17 protein-coding genes and 1 rRNA gene are annotated in these 26,022 nt (G+C 71.2%); 5 read left to right on the top strand and 13 right to left on the bottom strand.

The annotated features are described in order from the left end of the window. Positions 1 to 21: 21 nt before the first annotated feature. Together ABZ562_RS37030 and ABZ562_RS37025 are read right to left on the bottom strand one after the other, a co-directional pair. Positions 22 to 2,316 carry a CDP-glycerol glycerophosphotransferase family protein gene (locus ABZ562_RS37030; RefSeq protein ID WP_361488644.1) on the bottom strand — a complete coding sequence of 765 codons (2,295 nt, stop codon included), beginning with the start codon at positions 2,314 to 2,316 and terminating at the stop codon, positions 22 to 24. A 173-nt stretch (positions 2,317 to 2,489) separates the two neighbouring features. After that, complete coding sequence (locus tag ABZ562_RS37025) at positions 2,490 to 7,463, bottom strand: NAD-glutamate dehydrogenase (RefSeq protein ID WP_361488642.1); 4,974 nt, start codon at positions 7,461 to 7,463, stop codon at positions 2,490 to 2,492. Between the two features lie 428 nt (positions 7,464 to 7,891). On the opposite strand from ABZ562_RS37025, the gene ABZ562_RS37020 reads away from it, so the two are divergent. Further along, positions 7,892 to 8,473 (top strand): DJ-1/PfpI family protein, encoded by a 582-nt coding sequence (locus tag ABZ562_RS37020; RefSeq protein WP_361488640.1) that lies wholly within the window; start codon positions 7,892 to 7,894, stop codon positions 8,471 to 8,473. 107 nt (positions 8,474 to 8,580) lie between these two features. On the opposite strand, the gene ABZ562_RS37015 is transcribed toward ABZ562_RS37020, so the two are convergent. Both ABZ562_RS37015 and ABZ562_RS37010 read right to left on the bottom strand, forming a co-directional pair. After that, positions 8,581 to 9,249, bottom strand: a complete 669-nt coding sequence (locus tag ABZ562_RS37015) for an HAD family hydrolase (protein WP_361488637.1) — start codon at positions 9,247 to 9,249, stop codon at positions 8,581 to 8,583. Between the two features lie 16 nt (positions 9,250 to 9,265). Then, positions 9,266 to 9,772 carry a hypothetical protein gene (locus ABZ562_RS37010; protein WP_361488635.1) on the bottom strand — a complete coding sequence of 169 codons (507 nt, stop codon included), beginning with the start codon at positions 9,770 to 9,772 and terminating at the stop codon, positions 9,266 to 9,268. Between the two features lie 322 nt (positions 9,773 to 10,094). On the opposite strand from ABZ562_RS37010, the gene ABZ562_RS37005 reads away from it, so the two are divergent. After that, the gene (locus tag ABZ562_RS37005; RefSeq protein ID WP_361488632.1) at positions 10,095 to 10,667 is read left to right on the top strand and encodes an Rv3235 family protein; all 573 of its coding nucleotides are present in this window, start codon (positions 10,095 to 10,097) and stop codon (positions 10,665 to 10,667) included. Positions 10,668 to 10,729: 62 nt separating this feature from the next. Here the strand turns inward: ABZ562_RS37005 and secA are convergent, their stop codons facing one another. Further along, on the bottom strand, positions 10,730 to 13,573 hold the full coding sequence (secA, locus tag ABZ562_RS37000) for a preprotein translocase subunit SecA (protein WP_361488630.1): 2,844 nt from the start codon (positions 13,571 to 13,573) through the stop codon (positions 10,730 to 10,732). Positions 13,574 to 13,815: 242 nt separating this feature from the next. On the opposite strand from secA, the gene ABZ562_RS36995 reads away from it, so the two are divergent. Further along, the gene (locus ABZ562_RS36995; protein WP_361488627.1) at positions 13,816 to 14,415 is read left to right on the top strand and encodes a GNAT family N-acetyltransferase; all 600 of its coding nucleotides are present in this window, start codon (positions 13,816 to 13,818) and stop codon (positions 14,413 to 14,415) included. A gap of 54 nt (positions 14,416 to 14,469) precedes the next feature. Continuing rightward, on the top strand, positions 14,470 to 15,651 hold the full coding sequence (locus ABZ562_RS36990; protein ID WP_361488625.1) for a crosslink repair DNA glycosylase YcaQ family protein: 1,182 nt from the start codon (positions 14,470 to 14,472) through the stop codon (positions 15,649 to 15,651). A gap of 21 nt (positions 15,652 to 15,672) precedes the next feature. Here the strand turns inward: ABZ562_RS36990 and ABZ562_RS36985 are convergent, their stop codons facing one another. The 7 genes from ABZ562_RS36985 to mtnA all read right to left on the bottom strand — a co-directional run bounded on the left by ABZ562_RS36985 (position 15,673) and on the right by mtnA (position 24,251). Further along, positions 15,673 to 16,410, bottom strand: a complete 738-nt coding sequence (locus ABZ562_RS36985) for a response regulator transcription factor (RefSeq protein WP_055555488.1) — start codon at positions 16,408 to 16,410, stop codon at positions 15,673 to 15,675. Between the two features lie 210 nt (positions 16,411 to 16,620). Continuing rightward, the gene (raiA, locus tag ABZ562_RS36980) at positions 16,621 to 17,313 is read right to left on the bottom strand and encodes a ribosome-associated translation inhibitor RaiA (RefSeq protein WP_361488622.1); all 693 of its coding nucleotides are present in this window, start codon (positions 17,311 to 17,313) and stop codon (positions 16,621 to 16,623) included. A gap of 317 nt (positions 17,314 to 17,630) precedes the next feature. Next, positions 17,631 to 18,401, bottom strand: coding sequence for a ComF family protein (locus ABZ562_RS36975; RefSeq protein WP_361488619.1), 771 nt, complete (start codon positions 18,399 to 18,401; stop codon positions 17,631 to 17,633). Positions 18,402 to 18,526: 125 nt separating this feature from the next. Beyond that, positions 18,527 to 20,395: an LpqB family beta-propeller domain-containing protein gene (locus ABZ562_RS36970; RefSeq protein WP_361488616.1), complete on the bottom strand. Its 1,869-nt coding sequence runs from the start codon at positions 20,393 to 20,395 to the stop codon at positions 18,527 to 18,529. After that, a complete protein-coding gene (gene mtrB, locus ABZ562_RS36965; RefSeq protein ID WP_361488674.1) occupies positions 20,385 to 22,304 on the bottom strand; it encodes an MtrAB system histidine kinase MtrB in 1,920 nt (639 codons plus the stop codon). The genes ABZ562_RS36970 and mtrB overlap by 11 nt, the downstream gene beginning before the upstream one ends. 112 nt (positions 22,305 to 22,416) lie before the next feature. Next, positions 22,417 to 23,094, bottom strand: coding sequence for a two-component system response regulator MtrA (gene mtrA, locus ABZ562_RS36960; protein WP_055555491.1), 678 nt, complete (start codon positions 23,092 to 23,094; stop codon positions 22,417 to 22,419). Next, positions 23,091 to 24,251, bottom strand: coding sequence for an S-methyl-5-thioribose-1-phosphate isomerase (mtnA, locus tag ABZ562_RS36955; RefSeq protein ID WP_361488612.1), 1,161 nt, complete (start codon positions 24,249 to 24,251; stop codon positions 23,091 to 23,093). The genes mtrA and mtnA overlap by 4 nt, the downstream gene beginning before the upstream one ends. Positions 24,252 to 24,400: 149 nt before the next feature. On the opposite strand from mtnA, the gene ABZ562_RS36950 reads away from it, so the two are divergent. After that, on the top strand, positions 24,401 to 25,612 hold the full coding sequence (locus tag ABZ562_RS36950) for a hypothetical protein (protein WP_361488610.1): 1,212 nt from the start codon (positions 24,401 to 24,403) through the stop codon (positions 25,610 to 25,612). A gap of 307 nt (positions 25,613 to 25,919) precedes the next feature. On the opposite strand, the gene rrf is transcribed toward ABZ562_RS36950, so the two are convergent. Further along, a 5S ribosomal RNA gene (rrf, locus tag ABZ562_RS36945) occupies positions 25,920 to 26,022 on the bottom strand; the annotation flags it as partial.

Raw genomic sequence — 26,022 nt, 5'->3', positions numbered from 1 at the left:
CTGGCTCGGGGCCGACGGGGATCAGTCGCGGTCGGGGAAGGCGCGGGTGGGCTGCACGGTGTGCGGGGGCAGGGTGCCGCCGTGCCCGGGCATGGCCACAGGCAGCGACGGCACGGTACGGCTCTCGGGCCGCCCGTGGGCCACCGGCCGCGCCGTGACGTCCTCGCCCAGCATGAGCGTCCGTACGACGCGCTCCGCCGCGTGGCCGTCGTCGTACGGGCAGAAGCGGGCCCGGAACGCGGCGCGCAGCGCGGCCGCTTCGGCGTCGCACCACCGCCCCTCGCGGAAGACGGCGATCAGCTCGTCCAGGGTGCGGGCGACCGCGCCCGGGGTGTCGCCGGGGCGGCCCGACAGCAGGTCGAAGTAGACGCCCCGGGAGGCCCGGTAGATGTCCCAGTCGTCCGCGTAGATCACGATGGGCCGGTCGAGCAGGGCATAGTCGAACATGATCGACGAATAGTCGGTGATCAGCGCGTCGGCGGCCAGGCACAGCTCCTCGACCCGGGGATGACGCGACACGTCCCGCACCAGTCCCGCCTCGTGGAGTGCGCGCAGCGCCGCCGACGGCCGGTACGAGTAGTGGGACCGCACCAGGAGCGTCGTGTGGGGGCCCAGGGCGCGGCTGAGCCGCTCCAGGTCCAGCCGGGGGGTGAACCCCTTCTGGTAGTCGCGGATCGTAGGGGTGTAGAGGACGGTGGTGTGCCCCTCCGGGACGCCGATTCCGGCGCGGGCGCGCCGCACGTCGTCGGCGGAGGCCGTGACCAGGATGTCGTTGCGCGGATATCCGCATTCCAGCAGCCGGTAGGAGGCGGGGTAGACCCGCTCCCACACCTCGCTGGAATGCGGATTCGAGGAGAGGGCGAAGTCCCAGCGGTCGATGCGCTTGAGAAGGTTCCCGAAGCTCATTCCGGCCGCCGCGGCGGGATAGTACTGCTGATCCAGGCCCATGCATTTGAGCGGTGTGCCGTGGAAGGTCTGCAGATGCACCGTGCCGGGCCGCTTGACGACGTCATTGGGGAAATTGACGTTGTTGACGAGATAGGTGGCGCGGGCGACCGTCCGGTAGAAGTCCCGGGTGCCGGTGACGACGTAGTCGACGTCCTCCGGAAGCGCGTCGATCTCCGACTTCCTGACCACCCACACCCCGTGGACGTGCGGCGCCAGTTCGCGGGCCTTGTAGTAGATCGCCGCCGGGTTGCACAGCACTCCCCGGCCCCAGTACGCGCTGTAGACGGCGAGGTTGGGGTCGGCCGGGCGCTGCCGGTGGGCCCGGTACAGGGCGCGTTTGCCCCGTACGGCCAGCGCCGCACGGGTGACCCGCTTGGCCTTGCGGGCCCCGGCCACGGCCCGCGACGCCATCTCGTGCTCCCGGTAGCGGGCGAACGAGCCGCGGGCCAGCGCCGCGAAGCGCCACTCGGCCCCGGCGGGCGGCGTGAACCCGTCCGGCAGGTGGGTCCGGTACCAGGCGGCGGCCCGGCGGAAGAAGCGGGGCCGGTCGGCCGCCGCCACCCGGGAACGGCGGTCGAGGCAGAACAGGAAATGGGACACGGCCCGCTCGAAGAGCAGACACCGCAGCGGACGCAGATGCGGATGCTCGTCGAGGAAGGCGAAGAGCCGGGTGTACTGGTCGAATATGACGAAATGTTTCTCGCCCGGGCTTCCCGTGCTCGCGCCGACCCGGCGCTGACGGTATTCCAGGCCGACCAGATCCACGCAGGCGATGCGCCGCGCCGACAGCATCGTCAGATACGACAGCAGCGCGTCCTCGTAGATTCCCTCGCTGAACGAGAAGCCGTGGCCGGTGTAGAAGGCGCGGCGGTAGACCCGGTTGGACGACATCGCGAAGATCCGCAGGAATTCGGGGCGCTCCAGGACGGAGAACACCTCGGTGCCCGCCGAGTTCAGCAGTTCCCCGAAGAGGCTGGGGGCGGTGCGTCCGGACCAGTAGGTGCGCACATGGTTGAAGTAGAGGATGTCCGGGTCCTCGTTGAGGGCGAGCCGTTCGGCAAGGCCCTCCAGAGTGCCGGGCGCGAGGGTGTCGTCCCCGTCGAGGAACAGCAGATAGTCGCCGGTGGCCCGTTCGACACCGGCGTTACGGGCGTGGCCCGGGCCGGAGTTGACGGGCTGGTGCACGGGCACCACCCGGCTGTCGCGGGCCGCGCAGGCGTCGATGATGGCGCCGCAGTGGTCCGGCGAGCAGTCGTCGACGGCCACCACCTCCAGGTCGCGGAACGACTGGGTCAGCACGGAGTCCAGGCAGGCCTGCAGATAGCCCTGCACGCGGTAGGCGGCGATGACGATGCTGAAGCGGGGCATGCGGCTCCTCGGGACGCGGCGGCGGGTCGAGGCGCGAAGCGCTCACTGAGCACCACCGTAGGGTCGTACGTCCCGATATGCCCGATAAGCCCATGAAGGGGCGGCCGAGCGGGTGAAGAACGCCCCCGGCGGGCATGAAACCCGCCGGGGGCGCTGTCGAGAGCCGAGCCGGGTCAGCTGTGCGTACGCAGCATCGTCCGCATGGTGCGCATCGCCACCGACAGGTTCGCCAGGTCGAACGTCTCCGACGACTGGATCTCGTCCAGCGTGGTCCGCGCCCGCTGGAGGAGCGCGGCGTTCTTCTGCTCCCACGCCTTGAAGCGCTGCTCCGGCGTCGAGCCGCCGTTACCGACCGACAGGACGTCGGAGGTGAGGGCGGCGTGGGCCGCGTACAGGTCCTCGCGGATGGAGACGCGGGCCATGGACTGCCAGCGGTCGGCCCGCGGCAGTTCGATGATGCGGTCCATCAGCCGGCTGATGGACAGCCGGTCGGCCAGGTCGTAGTAGACCTCGGCGACCGCGAGGGGGTCCTTGCCGGTGCGGTCCGCGATGGCCACGATGTCCAGCGTCGGGAAGGCGGACGAGAAGCCCGCCACCCGGGTCGCCAGGTCATCGGGGACACCGGCGGCCGTCAGCTCGTCGTGGATGCGCTGGTACCACTCGATGTCGCCGCCGCGCAGCAGCTTGGGCAGCTGCGCCCGCACCGCGGAGACCCGCTCGGCGAAGAAGTCGATCGTCCCGGCCAGCTCCAGCGGCTGCGGCCGGTTGTTGAGCAGCCAGCGGGTGCCGCGCTCGACGAGCCGCCGCGAGTGCAGCCGCATCCGGGTCTGGAACTCCGCGGCGACGACCGTGTCCAGCGACTCGACCTCGTCCCAGATCTCCCCCAGCTCGAAGATGGCCCGCGCCGCGGTCTGGGCGCGCACGACCTCTTCGGTGGAGGCCCCGGTCTCCTCCCGCATGCGGTGCAGGAAGGTCGTACCGGCGGTGTTGACGGTGTCGTTGACCAGCACCGTGGTGATGATCTCGCGCCGCAGCGCATGCCCGTCGATGTGCTCGGGGAAGGTCTGGCGCAGCGCCTGCGGGAAGTAGGCGTGCAGCAGCCGCTGGAGGTACGGGTCGTCGGGGAGCCCGGTGCCGATCAGCTCGTCCGCCACGGTGATCTTGACGTAGGCGAGCAGCACGGCCAGCTCGGGCTGGGTCAGACCGCGCCCGGCGGACAGCCGCTCGCGGATCTGCCGGTCGGAGGGCAGGAACTCCAGCGCGCGGTCCAGCCGTCCCTCGCGCGTCAGCCGGCGCATCAGCCGCTGGTGGGCGTGGAGCAGGCTGGGGGCCTGGGCGCCGGAGATGGCCAGGGCCACGTTCTGCGCGTAGTTGTTGCGCAGCACCAGCGCGCCGACCTCGTCGGTCATCTCGGCCAGCAGCTTGTTGCGCTGCTTGACCGTCATGTCGCCCTCGGTGACCAGCGCGTTGAGCAGGATCTTGATGTTCACCTCGTGGTCGGAGGTGTCCACCCCGGCGCTGTTGTCGATCGCGTCGGTGTTGATCCGGCCGCCGTTGGTGGCGAACTCGATGCGGCCGAGCTGGGTCAGGCCCAGGTTGCCGCCCTCGCCGACGACCTTGACCCGCAGGTCCTGGCCGTCCACCCGGATCGCGTCGTTGGCCTTGTCGCCGACGTCGGCGTGCGACTCGGTGGACGCCTTGACGTACGTACCGATGCCGCCGTTCCACAGCAGGTCGACCGGGGCCTTGAGGATGGCCTTCATCAGGTCGGCCGGGGTCATCTTGGCGACCTTGGTCTCGATGCCCAGCGCCGCCCGCACCTGCGGGGTGATCTGGATGGCCTTGGCGGTGCGGGGGTGGATGCCGCCGCCCGCCGAGATCAGCCCGGCGTCGTAGTCCTCCCAGGACGAGCGCGGCAGCTCGAACAGCCTGCGGCGCTCGGCGTACGAGGTGGCCGCGTCCGGGTTGGGGTCGATGAAGATGTGCCGGTGGTCGAAGGCGGCGACCAGCCGGATGTTCTCGCTCAGCAGCATACCGTTGCCGAACACGTCACCGGACATGTCACCGACGCCGACGACCGTGAAGTCCTGGCTCTGGGTGTCGTGGTCCAGCTCGCGGAAGTGCCGCTTGACGGACTCCCAGGCGCCGCGCGCCGTGATGCCCATGCCCTTGTGGTCGTAACCGGCCGAACCGCCGGAGGCGAACGCGTCGCCGAGCCAGAAGCCGTACGACTGGGCGACCTCGTTGGCGATGTCGGAGAAGGTCGCGGTGCCCTTGTCGGCGGCGACGACCAGGTAGGTGTCGTCCCCGTCGTGCCGGACGACGTCCTGCGGCGGCTCGACCTGACCGCCGACCAGGTTGTCGGTGATGTCGAGCAGGCCGGAGATGAAGGTCTTGTAGCAGTCGATGCCCTCGGCCAGCCAGGCGTCCCGGTCCGCCGACGGGTCCGGCAGCCGCTTGCCGACGAAACCGCCCTTGGCGCCGACCGGCACGATGACCGTGTTCTTCACCATCTGCGCCTTGACCAGGCCCAGGATCTCGGTACGGAAGTCCTCACGCCGGTCGGACCAGCGCAGGCCACCGCGCGCGACCTTGCCGAAGCGCAGGTGCACACCCTCGACGCGCGGCGAGTACACCCAGATCTCGTACGCCGGGCGGGGCGCGGGCAGATCGGGCACGGCCTGCGGGTCGAGCTTGACCGACAGGTAGTCGTGCGGCTCGCCGTGCGCGTTCTTCTGGAAGTGGTTGGTGCGCAGGGTGGCCTTGATGAGGGTGAGGAAGGAGCGCAGGATGCGGTCCTCGTCGAGCGAGGCCACCTGGTCCAGCGCCGCGTCCAGCTCCTCCAGCAGGGCGTCGGTCAGCTCCAGGCCCGCCCGCTGCCGCTCGGGCGACATCCGGGCCTCGAAGAGGGAGACCAGCAGCCGGGTCGTGTGCACATTGTTGCGGAGGGTGTCCTCCATGTACGACTGGCTGAAGGTGGAACCGGCCTGCCGCAGGTACTTGGCGTACGCGCGCAGCACCATGGCCTGCCGCCAGTCAAGACCCGCTCCCAGCACCAGCTGGTTGAAGTTGTCGCTCTCGGCCTGCCCGGTCCACACGGCGGCGAACGCGTTCTGGAAGCGCTCACGGGCGTCGTCGGCCAGGGTCTCGCCCTCGCGCAGCGGCAGCCGCAGCCCGAAGTCGTAGATCCAGGCCGTGGACTTGTCCGAGCAGCGCAGCTCGTACGGGCGCTCGTCGACCACCTCGACGCCGAGCGTGTTGAGCACCGGCAGCACGGCCGACAGCGACACCTGGCCGCCCGACCGGTAGATCTTGAAGCGGCGCTCGGCGTGGGCCGCGCCGACCGGCTCGTACAGGCTGAGCGCGAAGTCCTGCTTGCTGTCCTCGGCGGTCAGCCGCTCCACGTGCTGGAGGTCGGCGACCGCGCCGCGGGGCGTGTGGTCGGCCTTGTAGCCCTCGGGGAAGGCGTTCTGGTAGCGGCGCAGCAGCTCGGCGGCGCGCTCCTCGCCCACCTCCGACACCAGGGCCTCGGAGAAGCCGTCGGCCCACGAGCGGGCGGCGTCGACCAGCCGGTTCTCGATGCGCTCGACATCGGCGTCGGTCAGGTCGGGCAGCTCCGTACCGGGCTGGACGCGGACCACGAAGTGCAGCCGGGACAGCACCGACTCGGTGTGGAGGGCGGTGAAGTCCACCGGCGGGCGGCCGCTCAGCTCCTCCAGCAGGATGTCCGTCAGCCGCAGCCGCACATCGGTGGTGAAGCGGTCACGGGGCAGGTAGACCAGCGCCGAGTAGTAGCGCCCGTACTCGTCCTGCCGCAGGAACAGCCGCAGCCGGCGCCGCTCCTGGAGGTAGAGCACGCTGGTGACGATCGAGCGGAGCTGGTCGACCGGGGTCTGGAACAGCTCGTCGCGCGGGTAGGTCTCCAGGATCTGCAGCAGATCCCGGCCGTCGTGGCTGTTGGGCCCGAACCCGGCGCCCGCCAGCACCTCGGTCACCTTGCGCCGGATGACCGGCACCCGGCGCACCGACTCGGTGTACGCGGCGGACGAGAACAGCCCCAGGAAGCGCCGCTCGCCGATCACATTGCCCTCGGCGTCGAACTTCTTCACGCCGATGTAGTCGAGGTACGACGGCCGGTGGACGGTGGCCCGGCTGTTGGCCTTGGTGAGGACCAGCAGCTTGTGCTCGCGGGCCTTGGCGCGGGCGTCGGCGGGCAGCCGGTTGAACGACGGGGACACCGGGGCGGGCCCGTCATGGGCGCTCTCGCCGCTGTCCCGGTGGGCCGGGTCGGACCGCAGGATGCCCAGGCCCGTGCCGGGCACCGCGCTCAGCACGTCCTCCTCGCCACCGGCCTCGGCGGGCGCCTGGGTCAGCTCGTACTCGCGGTAGCCGATGAAGGTGAAGTGGTCGTCGGCGAGCCAGCGCAGCAGCTCACGGGCCTCCTCCACCTCCTGGTCGCGCACCTCGGCGGCCTTGGGCTCCTCCGGCAGCACCTCGGCGAGCCGCAGCGCCGACTGGCGCATCTTCTCCCAGTCCTCGACGGCCTCGCGGACATCGGACAGGACGCGCAGCAGGTCGGTGGTGATCTGCTTGAGATCGCCCCGGTCGGTCTCCCGGTCGGTCTCGACGTGGATCCAGGACTCGACGACGGCGTCGTGCGGCAGGTTCTCGCGGGCCTTGCGGTCGTACGAGGCGTCCAGCAGCTCGATCAGCTTGCCGGTGATGTCACGGCGCACGACCACCTGCGGGTGGATCACCACGTGGATCCCGCGGCCCTGACGGGTCAGCTCGTTGGTCACCGAGTCGACCAGGAACGGCATGTCGTCGGTGACGACCTCGACGACCGAATGGCTGCACGTCCAGCCGTGCTCCTCGACGGTCGGGGTGTGCACCCGTACGTTCGCCGTGCCCTGGGGGCGCGCCTCGGCGAGCCGGTAGTGCGAAAGCGCAGCGCCGAAGACATCGACCGGGTCGCGGTCGGCGAGGTCCTCGGGTGGGGTGTGCAGGTAGTAGTGCTGGAGGTATGCGGTCAGGGTCTCCGGGCCCGGGCCCTGCACCGGTGGTTGCCCCCCGGCAGGACTGTTCTCAGCGACCCGGGCGGCCCGTGTGAGCAGCTCGGCCTTGGCTTCGTCCAGCTTGGTCTGCATGTCCTCTGGCTCCTGTCGCGCGCCTTTGCGTGACATCGATAGCGGTGGCATGACGCCGCGACTCGGGGTATCCGGTCACGTACGACGGTATGCCGGATAGGGAGAAGGCCGCGGCGTACTGGTCCGTAAGTGACCAAGACCCCACGCGGCGTCGACCAGCGGCAGCGGCTCCGGCCCGGAGGCGCCCCGGGCTGGGAGCGAGGGCCTCCTTGCCCCCGTGGACTATCGCGCTGATCACGCAGTAAGGCTATCTCCCCTCCCCAGGGGCTCGTCATGAGCCGTTCGTGTACAAAACCCGGCCCCGATGTTTGACGACACCGCACAGCGAGGGAGCGCGCGCCCGCTCATCAGGCGCCCTTGGCAAAGGCCCGGTGCGGATGCAGGGTGGCATCGACGGTGGTAAGCGTGGAAACGTGGAGGTGGGCGGCATGAGCAGCACGGCTGCGACTGCGAAGATCCTGCTGGTGACCGGGGACGCGGCCGAGTCCCTGGAGGTGCTCTACCCGTACCAGCGGCTGCGCGAGGAAGGCTACGACGTCCACATCGCGGCCCCCTCCCGCAAAACGCTGCGCTTCGTGGTGCACGACTTCGAGGACGGCTACGACACCTACACCGAGAAGCCCGGCTACAGCTTCCCCGCCGACCTCGCCTTCTCCGACGTCGACCCGGGGCAGTACGCCGCCCTGGTGATCCCGGGCGGCCGGGCCCCCGAATACCTGCGCAACGACCCGGAGCTGCGGAAGATCTGCAAGGCGTTCTTCGACGCCGACAAGCCGGTGGCGCAGATCTGCCACGGCCCGCTGCTGACGGCGGCGGTCGGCGGGCTGACCGGGCGGCGGGTCACCGCGTATCCGGCGCTGGAGCTGGACATGCAGGCGGCGGGGGCGACCTTCCAGGACACGGAGGTCGTGGTGGACGGCACGCTGGTGTCGTCGCGGGCCTGGCCGGACCATCCGGTGTGGATGCGGGAGTTCCTGGCGGTGCTGCGGACGAAGGCGCCGATCAGCTGACAGATTTCGCCGTCTGTCAGCTGTCAGACGTCAGCTGTTTTCTGTCAGCTGTGATGTGTCATCCGTTGACCGTCAGCTGTCATGTGCCGACTGTTCGCTGTCACGTGTCAGCTGTCGGCCAGCGCCTCGGCCTCCCGTACGGCCTCCTCCAGGGTGTCGACCACCGGCACCCCGGCGGCCAGCAGACTGGCCCGGCTGTGCGAGCCGCCCGTGTAGAGCACCGCCCGCGCCCCCACATGCCGGGCCGCCACCGCGTCGTCCACCGCGTCCCCGATCACCACGATCCGCTGCGGCGGCATCCTCTCCAGCGCGGCGAGATGGCGCACCATCTGCTCGGCCTTGCCGGTGGTGCTCTGCCCGGTGCGCCCGTCCACACGGACGAAGTGGCGCTCGATGCCGTGCGTGCGCACCAGGGGCATCAGGTTCTCGTGCGGCGCCAGCGAACACAGCGACTGGGTGAGCCCCGCCGACTGCCACTCCGTGAGCAGTTCCCGGGCGCCGAGCGCCAGCCCCGCACTCTCGGCCAGCGCCCAGTAGTGCCGGTGGAAGGCCTCGTCCATGACCTCCCACTCCGCGTCGGTGGGCAGCCGGCCCATCAGCCGCTCGTAGAAGAGCGGGACCGGGACGCGGTACAGCTCCCGGTAGCGCTCCAGCGTGATCGGCGGCAGGCCGATCTCCCCGAAGGAGGCGTTCGTCGCCTGGATCACGGCGTCGATGTCGTGGAAGAGCGTGCCGTTCCAGTCCCACACGATGTGCGTCACACGGTTCGTCCCCATCCCTCGACGGTAAGGCCTACTCGATGAGGTTGGGGATCTCCTGGGTGGCGTACCACATCAGCTCATGGTCCTCCGCGCCGTCCACCGTGAACTGCGCGTCGTCGTCCCCGAGGTCCGCCGCGCCCAGCGCGTCGGCCGCCGCGGCGACGTCCCGCTCGGCGTCCTCGGCGTCCAGATGCACCGCCGCGGCCTCGGCCAGCCGTACGGCGGCGGCGATCCGCACCTCCCCCAGCGCGGACGGGTCCAGCCCCAGGTCCGGATCGGCGACCGCCTGCCCGTCGGGCACGTCCAGGGCCACCACCACGCGCCGCCGCGGCACCTGCCGGTCCACGGCGAGCAGCCGCAGGGACGCCTGCGCGGCCCGGCTGAGCGCGGCGTACTCCAGCTCCTCGATGTCGTCCGACACGTACCACTCGCGCAGCGCGGGCGTCACGGCATAGGCGGTCAGCGGCCCCGGTCCCAGTTCTCCCGCCTTGTGCGCCTCGGCGAGACCGGAGAGGGTCAGGGGGACGTAGACGCGCATGGGCCGCCGCTTTCACGAGACATCAGGTCCCGCCAGGATACGTGCCACCCCCATTTCGGAAGGGCTCGGTCCGCCTCCGGCCCGGGTCCGCCGGTCCCCGTTCGGGGTATTTCCGGGGCCCCGCGACCCCCGGCTCTCCCGCCGCCACGCACGCCGCCACCAGCCCTTCCACCGGATCGATTCCCCCGGATAGGTGAAGCGCCGGGCCCCGCCCGGGCGCCTGGGGCCGGGCGTTGCGGGTGGCGGAAACGCGTCGGTAGAAGTCTCCCGACGGAAGCTACTGCCCGGTATCCCGCCGGGCCCGGCAGAGACGGCGAGGCGCATGCACGAGATCACGCGGACGGCGACGCGGACCGACCGGGGCACGACGGGCACCGCCGCCCGGCGCCGGAGCGGCGGGCCGCCGGGCCGCCGCGACTCCCGGCGGCCGGGCGGTGCCACCGTACGGCGGCCGGACGGCGCACCGGGCGGCGCGACCGCGTCACACCCCGGCACCCGCACCGCGACGCGGCGTACGGCGGCCGTCTCCCGTACGGCCGCCCTCGCCGCCGTACGGCGGGAGCGGGACCGGCTGCCCCACTACTGGTTCGCGCACCGGCTGCTGCTCACCCTCAGCGGCCAGCGCCCCGTCCACACCCTGCTCGGGCACGCCCTCCCCGACGCCTACGACCAGCTGATCGCCCTCGCGCCCCGCGCCCCGCTGCGGCCCGCCGCCGGACGCGCCGCGCCCGTCGTACGGCGCTGCGGGGAGTACCGGCCGCGGCACGGGGTGATCGAGGCGTTCGCCCGGATCGCCTCCGGCGACCGGCTCAGCGCGCTCGCGTTCCGTCTGGAGCTGGGCGCCGACGCCCGCTGGCGCTGCGCCGCCGTCGACCTCGGCCCGCTGGTCACATGAGGAGGCCGGGGCACCGTGCCCTCGCACGGTGCCCCGGCCTCCTCACGCGAACTGCAGACGCGCTACTTCTTACGGCGGCGGCCGCCCTTGTTGGCCTTGCGCCGCTCCGCGCGGGTCAGCCCGTCGGACTCGGAGCGCGGCGCGGGCGGGGTGTCACCGTTGGTGAAGTCGCCCTCCACGATGCCGCCCTCGCCGTCGACCGTCGGGGCCGAGAAGTGCAGCCGGTCCGGCCGCTGCGGGGCCTCCAGGCCCTTGGCGTGGATCTCGGGACGACCCGTCGAGGGTGCCCCCGCGCCCGCCGGGACCGCGTCCTGCACGTCCTTGTCGAGCGTGGCCTTCACCTCCGCGTCCTCGACCGGGACCTCCTCGACCTGCTGCTCGACCTGGACCTCCAGGTTGAACAGATAGCCGACCGACTCCTCCTTGATCCCCTCCATCATGGCCTGGAACATGTCGAAGCCCTCGCGCTGGTACTCGACCAGCGGGTCCTTCTGGGCCATCGCGCGCAGCCCGATGCCCTCCTGGAGGTAGTCCATCTCGTACAGGTGCTCGCGCCACTTGCGGTCCAGCACGGACAGCACGACGCGCCGCTCCAGCTCGCGCATGATCTCGGAGCCGAGCTGCTCCTCACGGGCCTCGTACTGCTGGTGGATGTCGTCCTTGATGGCCTCGGCGATGAACTCGGCGGTGATCCCGGCGCGGTCGCCGGTCTCCTCCTCCAGCTCATCGACGGTCACCTTGACCGGGTAGAGCTGCTTGAACGCGCCCCACAGCCGGTCCAGGTCCCACTCCTCCGCGAAGCCCTCGACGGTCTCCGCCTGGATGTACGCGTCGATCGTGTCGTCCATGAAGTGGCCGACCTGCTCCTGCAGGTCCTCGCCCTCCAGGACGCGGCGGCGCTCGCCGTAGATGACCTCACGCTGCCGGTTGAGGACCTCGTCGTACTTCAGGACGTTCTTACGGGTCTCGAAGTTCTGCTGCTCGACCTGCGACTGGGCGGAGGCGATGGCGCGGGTGACCATCTTGTTCTCGATCGGCACATCGTCGGGGACGTTGGCCATGGCCATCACGCGCTCGACCATCTGCGCCTTGAACAGCCGCATCAGGTCGTCGCCGAGCGAGAGGTAGAAGCGGGACTCGCCGGGGTCGCCCTGACGGCCGGAACGACCGCGCAGCTGGTTGTCGATGCGGCGCGACTCATGGCGCTCGGTGCCCAGCACATACAGCCCGCCGAGCTCCTTGACCTCCTCGAACTCGGCCTTGACCGCGGCCTCGGCCTTCTCCAGGGCGGCGGGCAGCGCGGCCGCCCACTCCTCGGCGTGCTCCACCGGGTCCAGACCGCGCTGGCGCAGCTCGGCCTCGGCGAGGTCGTCCGGGTTGCCGCCGAGCTTGATGTCCGTACCACGGCCGGCCATGTTCGTCGCGACCGTGACGGCGCCCTTGCGGCCGGCCTGGGCGACGATCGTCGCCTCCCGGTCGTGCTGCTTCGCGTTCAGCACCTCGTGCGGCACCCCGCGCTTGGCGAGCTGCTGCGACAGATACTCCGACTTCTCCACGGAGGTGGTGCCGACCAGGACCGGCTGGCCCTTCTCGTGCTTCTCGACGATGTCCTCGACGACCGCGTCGAACTTCGCCACCTCGGTGCGGTAGATCAGGTCCGACTGGTCGACGCGGGCGAGCGGGCGGTGGGTCGGGATCGGGACGACGCCCAGCTTGTAGATCTGGTGGAACTCGGCGGCCTCGGTCATGGCCGTACCGGTCATGCCGGAGAGCTTGGTGTACAGGCGGAAGAAGTTCTGCAGGGTGATCGTGGCGAGGGTCTGGTTCTCGTCCTTGATCTCGACCGCTTCCTTGGCCTCGATCGCCTGGTGCATGCCCTCGTTGTAGCGGCGGCCGGCCAGGATACGGCCGGTGTGCTCATCGACGATCATGACTTCGCCGTCGATGACGACGTAGTCCTTGTCCTTCTTGAACAGCTCCTTGGCCTTGATCGCGTTGTTGAGGTAGCCGACCAGGGGAGTGTTGACGGACTCGTACAGGTTGTCGATGCCCAGCCAGTCCTCGACCTTGGTCACGCCGGACTCGTGGATGGCGACGGTGCGCTTCTTCTCGTCGACCTCGTAGTCCCCGGTCTCTTCCTGACCCTTCTGCAGATTCGCCGCCTCGCCCCGGGTCAGCCGGGTGACCAGCTTGGCGAAGTCCCCGTACCACTTGGTGGCCTGGTCGGCCGGGCCCGAGATGATCAGCGGCGTACGGGCCTCGTCCACCAGGATCGAGTCGACCTCGTCGACGATCGCGAAGTTGTGCCCGCGCTGCACCAGCTCGTCCTGCGACCACGCCATGTTGTCGCGCAGGTAGTCGAAGCCGAACTCGTTGTTGGTGCCGTAGGTGATGTCACACGCGTACTGCTCGCGGCGCTGCGCCGGGGTCATGTTGGCGAGGATGCAGCCGACCTCCAGGCCGAGGAACTTGTGCACCCGGCCCATCCACTCGGAGTCACGCTCGGCCAGGTAGTCGTTGACCGTGATGAGGTGGACGCCCTTGCCGGACAGCGCGTTCAGATAGGCGGGCAGGGTGCCCACCAGGGTCTTGCCCTCACCGGTCTTCATCTCGGCGACGTACCCGAGGTGCAGCGCGGCACCGCCCATCAGCTGGACGTCGTAGTGCCGCTGGCCGAGCACCCGCTTGGCGGCCTCGCGCACCGTCGCGAACGCCTCCGGCATCAGGTCGTCGAGGCTTTCGCCGTCGGCGTACCGCTCCTTGTACTCGTCGGTGAGGGCACGCAGCTCGGCGTCGGAGAGGGACAGGAAGTCCTCTTCGATGGAATTGACCTGGTCCGCGATGCGGTGCAGCTTGCGCAGGATCTTTCCTTCGCCTGCACGCATGAGCTTGTTGAAGACGGACACGTAGGCTGGCTCCTTGCCGGTCGGGCCTGGCACGGTTGTGGGGTGCGCTGGCGCGGCATTGTCAAGGGGCACAAGCCCCGCCGCAACGGCCATCGTAAGACAGACCCCGCCTGGCCGGGAGGTCCGTCACCACGCGGGCCCGGTGTCACCACACCGTGTCAACGCGTGAGGGGGCGCCGGGGTGCCCCCGAATTCGCCAAAACCAGTCGCGGCGCCGCGCGGGGGCGGCCCAGACTCGGGCCATGAAGCCCGTCACCCTCACCACCGAGCGGCTCGTGCTGCGGCCCTTCCGGCCGTCCGACGCCCCGGCGGTCCATGCCGCCTGTCAGGACCCCGACATCCTGCGCTGGACCACCGTGCCCGCTCCGTACGAACGCGCGCACGCCGAGGACTTCGTGCGGCGGACCTGCCCGGAGGGCTGGCGGAACGACAGCAGCTACAACTTCGCGCTGGTCACCCGGGATGTGGGCGAACTCATCGGGGCGATGGGCCTGGTACGGCTGGGCCGGCTCCGCGGCCCCGAGCACCAGGCCGAACTGGGCTACTGGACGGCACGGGAGCACCGGCGGCGCGGCTACACGGGTGAGGCGGCGCGGGCGGTGGCCGAGTGGGCGTTCACCGGGCTGGGCGTGGAGCGGCTGGAGTGGTGCACCGAGGCCGGGAACGAGGCGTCGCGGGCGGTCGCCCTCGCCGTGGGCTTCCGGATGGAGGGGACGGACCGGGCGCGCATCGTCCGCGGGGGCACGCGGCGGGACGCCTGGCGGGGCGCGCTGCTGCCCTCCGACTGGGGGCTGCCGTCGGCCACCCCGTATCTCCCGGCCCCCGCCGCGCATCCGGCCTGAGGCATATCCGCAGGTGGTGGAGGGTTGTCGGTGGTCGCCACTACGGTGGCGCGCATGACGCATCCCGCCGCCGGGTCCGGACCCGCCAAGCCCGAGATCACCTTGTCCGCCGACGAGGCGCGCCGGATCGCACTGCGCGCCCAGGGGCTCCTGGGGGCGCCCGACCGGCGCGGCGGGGTGCGCGGCGTGCTGCGGCATCTGGGCGCGGTGCAGCTGGACACGATCTCGGTGCTGGCGCGCTCGCACGAGCTGATTCCGTACGCGCGGCTGGGCGCGGTCGGCCGCGAGGCGGTCGAGTCGGCGTACTGGACGGGCACCCACGCCTTCGAGTACTGGTCGCACGCGGCCTGTGTGCTGCCGATCGAGGAGTGGCCGCACTTCGCCTTCCGGCGCCGCGCCTACCGGGCCCGCCCGCACTGGCACCACGAGCTGCCGGACGGGACGTACGAGAAGGTGGTGGCGCAGCTGCGGGCCGAGGGCCCGCTGACCGCGAGCGAGCTGGGCGGCGCCAAGAACGGCGGCCTGTGGTGGGACTGGTCGGCGGTGAAGGTCGCGGTGGAGCGCGCGCTGATGTACGGCGAGGTGGTGTGCGTGGAGCGGCGCGGCTGGAAGCGGGTGTACGACCTGGCGGAGCGCGCCGTGCCGGACGGGCTGCTGCACGACGACCTGGACGACGCGGAGTGCCTGCGGCGGCTGGTGCGGCTCGCGGGGCAGTCCCTCGGCGTGGGCACCCGGGCGGACCTCGCGGACTACCACCGGCTCAAGGGGGAGCAGGTGGAGGCGGTGATCGCGGACTCGGGGCTGGTGCCGGTGAAGGTCGCGGGCTGGGACAAGGCGGCCTGGGCGGACCCCGAGGCGCTGGCCACCACCCCGCGCGGACGGCACCGCACGACCCTGCTGTCGCCCTTCGACTCGCTGATATGGGACCGGGCGCGCACCGAGCGGATCTTCGGCTTCAGCCATCGGCTGGAGGCGTACGTGCCCCGGCCCAAGCGGGTGTACGGCTACTTCGCCATGCCGCTGCTGTCGGGCGGGCGGCTGCTCGGCCGGGTCGATCCGGCCCGTGAGGGGACCACGCTGGTGGCCCGGCAGGTGTCGCTGGACTCCCCGAAGGCGGTGGCGCCGATGGCGGAGGCGCTGCGCGAGGCGGCCGGCTGGGTGGGCTGCGACGCGGTGCGGATCGAGCGCGTCAACCGGCCGGAGCTGGCCGCGCCGCTGGCGGCCGCGGTTGGCTGACCGCGGCCCGGCCCCGCCCGCTCACCTGATTTCGAGGATCTTCTCGCGCATCGCGTAGACCACGGCCTCCATCCGGGAGTGCAGCTGCAGCTTCTCCAGGATGTTCCGGACATGGTTCTTCACGGTGTTCTCGCTGATGAACAGCTCCTTGGCGATGTCACGGTTGTTCATGCCGGTGGCCACGAGCTTCAGCACCTCCAGCTCACGGTCGGTGAGCCGGGGAGCCGGCACCAGCCGGCGCTCGTCGGTGCGCTGGATCATCGACTTGAACTCGGTGAGGAGCTTGGCCGCCATCGACGGGCTGATCTGCGACTGGCCGTCGGCCACCGCCCGGATCGCGGTCGACACCTCGTCGGTCGAGATCTCCTTGAGCAGATAGCCGGTGGCGCCCGCCTTGATCGCGTCGTAGAGGTCGGCCTCCTCGTCGCTGATCGTCAGCATGATGATCTTGGCGCTGGGGGCCACTTCCTTGATCGATGTGCATGCCTCGATCCCCCCGCGCTTGGGCATGCGCACATCCATCAGGACGATGTCCGGCAGCAGATCCGCCGCCTTGTCCACGGCCTCGGCGCCGTCCCCGGCCTCACCGACGACCTGAATGTCCTCCTCCTGGGCCAGGACGATCTCCAACCCACGCCGGAAGAGAGCGTGGTCGTCCACTACGAGGACCCGGATCGGCTCCTTGCGCGACTCGGCCCTGTCCGGCCCCAGGCGTTGGTCATCGCCTTCGTCGGACATGGGCCCGAAGCTGTCCGCCATCGTTCCTCCCCCTGAAGGCCATGGCCCTTGCGGTCTGCACTCTGTGGTGCACGGTGCGGTGCGGCCTCAACCAGTCGTTTCCCCATACCGGTTGGCCGTCGAGCCATGATTTCATGCCCGGACCGGCCACGGGACCGCGCGGCGCATACGCCGCGCGATCCCGCTCACTCTCTGTGCGCCCGCCCAGAGGCGGTCGAGGCTCAGGTCGCCTCAGGCGCCGAGCGCATCGCCGGCGCCCCCGGGCTCCTCCCCGGCGAACGCCTCCGGCTGAAGATGAATGACCCCGTAGTCATAGCCGTGCCGCCGGTAGACGACGCTGGGCTGGCTGGTGTCGGAGTCGACGAACAGATAGAAATCGTGCCCGACCAGCTCCATCTCGTAGAGAGCCTGGTCGAGCGTCATCGGGACCGCGGCGTGGGTCTTCTCACGGACCACGAGGGGGCCTTCGCCCTGGACCTCCAGGGGCCCCATCCGGGTGGTCGGCACGGTGTCCGACGGGGTGCGCTGGGCGGCGATCTCGCCATGCCCGTTGATACGAGCCGCATTGGGCACCGTGATGGCCACGTCGCTGGCCGGAATGCGACCGTTGCCACGCCGGGTGTGGCGCTTGTCGTGCTGCTTGCGCATCCGCGCTTCCAGCTTGCCGGCCGCCAGGTCCAGCGCCGCGTACGGATCGGCCGCCGCGGCCTCCGCCCGAATGACCGGGCCGCGCGAGCGAAGGGTGATCTCCACGCGGTCGGACCGATCGGCCTGCCGCGGATTGTGCTCCTTGGACACCTCGACATCGAGGCTGATCACCTTGCCGTCGAGCTTCTGGATCTTATCCAGCTTCAGCTTCTCGGCCACGTGCTTCCGGAACCGCTCGGGCACCTCTGTTTTACGGCCCTTGACGACGATGTCCACGCAGAACTCCGTTCCCGGGTCGCTCCGGATCATCCACCGGAGCTCAATCCCTTGTGCACTAGGCTCCGGCGTCTTCCGGAGCCACCGGCTTGGCGGCTTCACCTCTCCTTCCCACGGGGAAGAAGTCCACCCCGTTTCGTCCAAAGACTCACAAGAAAGCACCCAAAAGCACGCCAAGCGGATTTGCGAGTCATAGCACCTGCCACTCCTCACAACCGAACATAGCTCGCCCGGACGGATGTCGGCACCCCCTACCGAGCCGTACCTCCGATCAGGTGCTTGGCATCCTTACAGCCTGCAACGACGCGGCTTCGTGTTCAGTTCCGCTTACCGCTCGCGAAGGGTCTGAGTCGGCCGGAAGGCGCCGACGGCGTGGGAAGCCCCGAAGGCGCGGAGTCCGGCGGCGCGGCCACCACCGCCCCGCCCACCACGCGTCCGCCCGCCTCCGCCACCGCCCGTGCCGCCTCCGCGAGCGAGGCCCCCGTCGTCATCAGATCGTCCACCAGGACCACCGGGCCCGCCACCAGGAGCCGCCCACCACCCGGCACGGCCTCCAGCGCCCCCGTCACGTTCGCCCGGCGCTGCCGGGCATCCAGCCCCGACTGGTCGGTAACCCGGCGCCGCTGCCGCAGCACCGCCGGCACCCTCGCGGGACACCCCGCGCGGCGCAGCACGCCTGCCGCCGCGAACGCGATACGCCGGGCCGGATCATGACCCCGCGCCCCCACCGCACGCCGCGCCGAGGGCACCGGCACCAGCAGGAGCGGCGGGCTTTCCCACGCCCCGGGCAGGGCCCCGCCGGCCGCCGCCCGCACCGCACCGGCCAGCGCCTCGCCCAGCGGCCCCGCCAGCCGCAGCGCTCCCCGCTCCTTGTGCGCGAGCAGCACCGCGCGGGCCTCGTCCACGTAATCCACCGCCGCGTGGACCACCGGCAGCCCCGGCGGCACCGGACTCGGCAGCACCCGGCGCGCCCCGGAACCGCGCAGCACCCCATGGCACCGGTCGCACAGCGGGACACCCGGCCGACCGCACCCCGCGCAGTCGGCCGGCAGCACCAGATCGGCGATCTCCTGCCACCAGCCCCGCATGGCCCCCACTGTCCCGTCACACCGGCCGGGCCGCCACCCCCTGTGGAAAACCGCGCGCATGTGGACAACCGGCCGCCCCCACGGCGGGACGGACGGTTACGGAGCCGCCACGCACGCCCCTACGGCTATCCGGGGTACACCGGCCCGGAACCGTCCTCGTCCACGGTCTTCCAGTCCGTGTTCGGCAACAGCCGGACGATCCCGTTCTCCCTGGTCTCGGCGAGCAGCGGCCGGGTCTGGTCCTCCGAGGCGGCGACCGTCTCCACCCCGTTCGGCCCCGGCACCTCCGGCAGATCCGCCGGAGAGCCGTCCGTCTCCACGTACTGCAGCTGCTGCACACCGTCCGACTCGCGGCCCGCGACCACCAGCCGGCTGTCCCCCGCCCAGGACGCGGTGTCGACGTCCTGCAGCTTCGGCGCGATAGCGTGCAGCGCCCGCACCGACAGCTTCGGACGGGCCGCCGTGCCCCGCCGCTCGATCCGGCCCAGCCGCAGCGTCGTATGCCCGTCACGCTTGACCAGCATCGCGATCCTGGTGCCGTCCGCCGACACCCGCAGCGCCGTGATCCGGCCACCGTCGAGCGCCGGCAGCCCGACCTCGTCCGCCTGGCCCGTACCGCCGCGCAGCCGCAGCAGCCGCGGCCGCTGCGGATCCCGGTCGGCCACCCACAGCCCGCCCAGCCCGTCCCAGCTGGGCGCCGTCAGCCCCTGCTCGGGGCTGCCGCCCTGGCTTTGCACCCGCACCCGGCCCCGCTCGGCGCCGGACGACAGCTCCGTCACATACAGCGACCGGCCGTCCTGGCTGACCGCCGCGGCGTCCCGCTCGTCGCGCGAGACCGCCACCGTGCCCAGCCCCGCACCCTCTGCGCCGAACGGCCCCGGCACCGGCTGCGGCTTGTCCTCGTCGTCGGACAGCCGGACCATCCGGTGCCGCGCGTCCACGAAGTACTGGTGCTGGGGCCGCCCGATGACCTGGGCGGGTGCGTACGCGCGCGCCGCGTCGCTCGACAGCGCGCACAGCTCGGAGCCGCTCTGCCGCTCCAGCCGCACTCCGCTGACCTCGTCCGATCCCTCCCAGAGGTCCTGCACCGTGAACAGCGTCTGCGCCGCCATCCGGGCACACCGGCCCGGGCTGATCCCCGCCGCCTGATCGCTCAGCCGGACCTTGAGCGCGTTCGAATCGTCCAGCGACAGCCGGTCGGTGTGGCGGCCGAGCGCCGTACCGGCCGGGAACGCCGTGCTGACCACCGGCTCCAGCCAGTCCGTCGGGCCGTCCAGCAGCGCCTTGACGGTCGCCGTGACCGGATTGATGCGCCGCCGCAGATAGACCGGATCGGCGACCAGGACCTCGTCCCCCACCCGTGAGTCCTCGCCGTCCGGCCCCAGCTTCGCGAAGTAGTACTTGTTCACCGAGTGGTAGATGCGCTGGAAATCGGACTCGCCGAGCACCAGCCCCGGCGGCGGTCCGTCGATCCGCCACTCCGACCCGCGCAGGGTCAGATGGATGCGCTGCTCGTACCTCTCCTCATCGGGCCGGTAGGCGTGCGCCGCGTCCACCGTGGCGATCCGCTTGCCCGACAGCACCACCGTCTTACTGTTGCCGTCCCGGTCGGCGGGGTCGGTCTCGACCCGCACGTCCGGCGCCTGCTCCAGCACCGTGGTCCGCGCGAACGGATCCCAGTCCTTGGAGGCGCCCCGGGTCAGATACTCCTTCGCGGTGGCGAAGTTCTCCTCGTCGCTCGTCGTGGCCTCCAGGAAGCCGGAGACCAGCTCCGCGGGCTGCTCGCCCTTGCCCGGGCTCACCCCGTACACCCGGACCTGCGAATCCACGTCCGAGCGCGGCGAGGAGTCCACCCGGCGCACATCCCCGCTGTCGGGCATCGAGGCGCAGCCGGACAGCAGCAGCACACCACACGCCAGCAACGTGCCCGTGCCCCGCGCGCGGCGGCGCGCGCCGGAGCGGGAACGGTGGCGGTCGGCACGGTCAGCGCCCACGGGGGCGGCCCTCCCCTTCGTTCGGTGTCGTTCGCTCCCGGTGCTCCCGGTACGACGGCTCCGTGGCGCCACGCACCACCCGGGCCCCGTTCCCCGGCAGCGCCGTCGGATCGGCCGAAGGCACCGGGGCATCGGCGGGCGGCAGCGCGGAACGGGGCTGGGCGGGCACCGAGGCCAGCCGCTCCGCCGCGGGCTGCGCCTGCCCGCCGTCGGCCGGCTGCCGGTTGCGCCGGGAGTCCTCGGGCTCCAGCGGGATCGGCGAACCGCGCAGCACATCGCCCGCGGCGCGCGGCAGCGTCAGCCGGAACTGCGAACCGCCACCGGGCTCGCCCCACGCCTGGAGCCAGCCGCCGTGCAGCCGCGCGTCCTCCACCGCGATCGACAGACCGAGGCCGGTGCCACCGGTCGTCCGGGCGCGCGCCGGGTCGGCCCGCCAGAAGCGGTTGAACACCCGCGTCGCCTCGCCGGGCTTCAGCCCCACCCCGTAGTCCCGGACGGCCACGGCGACCGCGCCGCCCGCCGCCGCGAGCCGCACCACCACGTCCCGGCCCTCGCCGTGCTCCACGGCGTTGACCACCAGATTGCGCAGCACCCGCTCCACCCGGCGGGCGTCCGCCTCGGCGACCACCGGCGCCTCGGCGCCCCGCACCAGGATCCGGGTGCCCTTGGCGTCGGCCAGCGGCTCGGCCCCGTCGACCACCCGGTTCACCACATCGCGCAGATCGATCTGATCGGCCTCCAGGGCCGCCGCACCCGCGTCGAACCGGCTGATCTCCAGCAGGTCGGAGAGCAGCGACTCGAAGCGGTCGACCTGGCCCCACAGCAGCTCGGCGGAGCGCGCCGTGATCGGATCGAAGTCCTCGCGCCCCTCATAGATGACGTCCGCCGCCATCCGCACGGTCGTCAGCGGTGTGCGCAGCTCATGGGAGACGTCCGAGACGAACCGACGCTGCATCCGGGACAGCTCCTCCAGCTGCTGGATCTTGAGCTGGAGGTTCTGGGCCATCTTGTTGAACGCCTCGCCGAGGCGGGCGATGTCGTCCTCCCCGGTGACCTTCATCCGCTCCTGCAGCAGACCGGCCGCCAGCCGCTCGGAGATCCCCGCCGCCATCCGCACCGGCGTGACGACCTGCCGCACCACCACCCAGGCGATGGCGCCGAGCAGCACCACCACGAACACCCCGGCCGTGGCCAGCGTGCCCTTCACCAGGCTCAGCGACTTCTCCTCCTGGGTGAAGGGGAAGAGGTAGTACAGCTGATAGGCGTCGCCGTGGTTGTCGTCCAGCCGCTTGCCGATGATCAGCGCGGCCTCGCTGTCGCCGGAGCCGAGGTGCTCGATCCGCCCGTACTGCTCGTACGGCATGTTCCGGCCCTCGTCCACCCGCTGCCGCAGATCGGCGGGCACGCTGTCCGCCTTGACGTCACCGGAGGCCCGGGGGCCACGGCTGGCCACATAGGGCGTCTCCCCGGAGTCGGAGCTGAGCGCGACCACCGAGTACGCGCCCTTGCCACCACTGGCCAACTGCTCCACCAGGGCGTTCAGCCACGCCCCCGCGTCCTGGGCACCCCGGCTGCCAGGGCCCGCACCGTCCTGACCACCGGAATCGCTCTTACGGTCGGCCATCTGCTCGGCCACCTCGAACCCGCCGACGGCCTGGCCCTGCGCGGCATGCCGCTTGGCGTCCAGCAGTCCGTTGCGCACCTGGCCGATGACGACCAGGCCGAGCAGGATCACCACGCCGAGCGACATCAGCAGCGTGGTGGCCACCACCCGCAGCTGGATGTTCCGCCGCCACAGCCGGGCAGCGGGCAGCAGCGGACGGCGCACCCACCGGCCGAACAGCCGGATCAGGGGATGGGCCGGGCCGCCGGAGGCGCCGTCGGGCAGCAGATGCCCGCCGCTCCACAGCCTCCGGAGCAACGGAATGTCACCCGCCGGATCGGGTCGCCCCGCCCGGCCGCTCTCCGGCGCCCCGCCTCCCGAACCCTGGGGCCGCGGAGCCGTGCCGCCACCCGTCATCTCAGCTGGGCCCGGCCTTGTAGCCGACGCCGCGCACGGTCACCACGATCTCCGGCCGCTCCGGGTCCTTCTCGACCTTGGAGCGCAGCCGCTGCACATGGACATTGACCAGCCGGGTGTCGGCCGCGTGCCGATAACCCCAGACCTGCTCCAGCAGCACCTCGCGGGTGAACACCTGCCACGGCTTACGGGCCAGCGCCACGAGAAGATCGAACTCCAGCGGGGTCAGCGCTATCGATTGCCCGTCCCGCTTCACCGAGTGCCCGGCGACGTCGATCACCAGATCGCCGATCTGCAACTGCTCCGGCGTCGGGTCCTCGGACCGCCGCAGCCGCGCCCGGATCCGGGCCACCAGCTCCTTCGGCTTGAACGGCTTGACGATGTAGTCATCGGCACCGGACTCCAGCCCGACCACCACGTCGACGGTGTCGCTCTTGGCGGTGAGCATGACGATCGGCACCCCGGACTCGGCCCGGATCAGCCGGCACACCTCGATCCCGTCCCGTCCGGGCAGCATGAGGTCGAGCAGCACCAGATCCGGCTTGGCCTCGCGGAAGGCGGCAAGGGCCTTGTCGCCGTCCGAGACGAACGACGGTTCAAAGCCTTCGCCGCGCAGCACGATGCCGAGCATCTCTGCCAGTGCGGTGTCGTCGTCGACGACAAGGACGCGTCCCTTCATGAGGCCATCATCCCATTACCTGATCGTGACCTGGAGCACAGCTCCGCGATACCCCCTTCGGTGACGGGCGCGACGACACCGCGCTCGGTGACGATCGCGGTGATCAGCTCCGGCGGTGTGACGTCGAAAGCCGGGTTGTACGCCTGGGTCCCCAGCGGGGCGACCGGCACGCCCATCGCCGCCTCGACCCCGGGGCCGGCCGGAGCGTGCGGCACTATGACGTCCGTCACCTCATGCCCGGGCCGCTGCTCGACCTCGATCGCCGACCCGTCGGGGGTGTCCGGGTCCACCGTGGTGGTCGGGGCCACCACGATGAACGGCACATGGTGGTAGCGGGCCAGCACCGCGAGCGGATAGCTGCCGACCTTGTTGGCCACCGAGCCGTCCGCGGCTATGCGGTCCGCGCCTATCAGCACCGCGTCCACCTCTCCCGCCGCGAACAGCGACCCCGCCGCGTTGTCGGTGAGCAGCGTGTACGCCATCCCGTCCCGGGCCGCCTCGTACGCCGTCAGGCGGGAGCCCTGGAACAGCGGACGGGTCTCGTCCACCCACAGCCGCCGCAGCTGCCCGGCGTGGTGCACCGCTTTGACCACCGCCAGGGCGGTGCCCTCACCGCCGGAGACCAGCGCTCCGGAGTTGCAGTGGGTGAGGATGCGGTAGCCCCCGGCGGGCAGCAGCTCATCGAGGAGCGCCTGGCCGTGCTCGGCCATCCGCTCGCTGGCCTCGGCGTCCTCACCGTGGAGGGTGCGCGCCTCGGCGAGCGCGGCAGCGGCGGCCCGGTCGGAGTCCGCCCCGTCCCCGATCGCCGCGTGGTACGCGGCGGCGGCCCGGCGCACGCCATAGCCGAGGTTGACGGCGGTGGGACGGGCATGGGCGAGCGATTCGGCGGCCTCGTCCACGTCGAATCCGCGCACCGCGGCGAGGGCGACCCCATAGGCCCCGGCGATGCCGAGCATCGGGGCTCCTCGTACGGCGAGCGAGCGGATCGCCTCCACCAGCATCGGCACATCCGTGCACACCAGCTCGACCTCCTCCGCGGGAAGCCGGGTCTGGTCGAGGAGCACCACCACGGGCCCCTCCGGTGGTTCCTCCCAGCGCAGTGCGAAAGCAGTGGGCGCTGCGGCGCCTTCCGGGGATCCCCGGTGCTGATCAGCCATCCGCCCAGTCTGCCCCCTGCGGTGCCGACTAATGAAGTAGTCAGCCCACCCCGGCGCCCGGTACGAACCACAACACACCGTGGCACGATGGCTACGAACCGGCCGTCACCGCATCCGCGACCGGCCAAGGAACAACTTACGGAGCGACGATGAACGACTCTCCGGGCTGGGCTCCGCCCGGATCGTCCCCTTCCGACGAGCCCGACCACGGCAGTCAGCAGCCGAACGAGCCCGTCGGCCACCCCGCGCAGGAGCGGCCCGCGCGGGGCGCTACCTGGGCCAGGCAGCAACCCCCGGCGGGACGCTGGACGGCCCCCGACGGCGGCATCTCCACGCGGCCTCCGCATCCGGCCGGGCCGGCGAACGGCGGCGGCTGGGGCACCGGTTGGCGACAGGCGCCGCCCGCGCCCCGCCCCGGCGTCATCCCGCTGCGCCCGCTCGGTGTGAGCGAGATCCTCGACGGCGCGATCGCCACGATGCGCGCTCACTGGCGCACGGTCCTCGGCATCTCGCTCGCCGTCTCGGTGGTGGCCCAGGGACTGATCACCGTCATCACCGGCCTGTGGTTCCGCACTACTTCCGGAACCGGCTCCGTCGACAAGCCGGACCCCACGCTCGGGGAGACGCTGGAAGCCGTCCGCAGCGCGATGGGCAGCAGCTCCGTGACGTTGTTCGTCGGCGTACTGGGCACGATCGTGACGACCGCCCTGCTGACCATGGTCACCGCCCGTGCGGTCCTGGGACGGCCCGTGTCCACCGGCGAGGCCTGGGGCGATGCCCGGCCGCGCCTGCTTCAGCTGTGCGGCCTGCTCCTGCTCATCCCGGCCATCGCCGCGGCCGTCATCGGTGTGGGCATGGCGCCGGGGCTGCTCCTCACAGCGGTCGGTGTGCCCAGCGAGGGCGCGGCGCTCGCCTCGCTCGGAGCTCTCGCGGGCACGGGCATCGCCATCTGGCTCTGGGTCCGCTTCAGCCTCGCCGCCCCCGCGCTGATGCTGGAGAAGCAGGGGATCATCTCCGCCCTGCGCCGCTCGGCCAAACTTGTACGCGGAGCGTGGTGGCGCGTCTTCGGCATCCAACTGCTCTCCATCGCGCTGGTCTTCATCGTGGCCGCCATCGTCGAGGTCCCGACCAGCGTCGTCGCGATGGCGTTCGGCGGGGACGGCGCCATCGACTACCTGTCCGGCGAGTCCGTCTCCGTCGGCTGGGCCTTTCTGATCGTCGTCGGCATCGGCGGAGTGATCAGCTCGGCCATCACCTTTCCGATCAGCGCCGGTGTGACCGCTCTCCTGTACATGGATCAGCGCATCCGCCGCGAGGCACTTGACCTCGACCTCGCCCGTGCCGCCGGCTACGGCGACTGATGTCGTGATGGTTGAGATGGTTGTGGTGACGGTGGCGGGCAATGGCGTCGGAACGGGCCCCACAGCGGGCCCTGACGCCACCTCCACCGCCCTCCCGACCTTCATCGCCTGCATCGCTTGCATCGTGAGCCCCCGCTCTCCTCACCCCTCCTGCTGGCGATTCTGAGCGGTCTGACACGCGCCACGCCAGCGCCACAGCCCCACTTCACTCGATCCAGTGATACATCAGTTCGACTGGGAACCTGGCGCCGAACGCAAAAATGCCTCGGTCCCGAGCATGTAATGCTCGGGACCGAGGCTAAAAATTGTTCGGCAGCGTCCTACTCTCCCACAGGGTCCCCCCTGCAGTACCATCGGCGCTGAAAGGCTTAGCTTCCGGGTTCGGAATGTAACCGGGCGTTTCCCTAACG

It is taken from the genome of Streptomyces sp. NPDC019937 (assembly GCF_040631655.1).
Lineage (GTDB): Bacteria > Actinomycetota > Actinomycetes > Streptomycetales > Streptomycetaceae > Streptomyces.
Note: the sequence above shows the minus strand (reverse complement) of the source record. Positions and strands in the feature narration are given on the sequence as shown.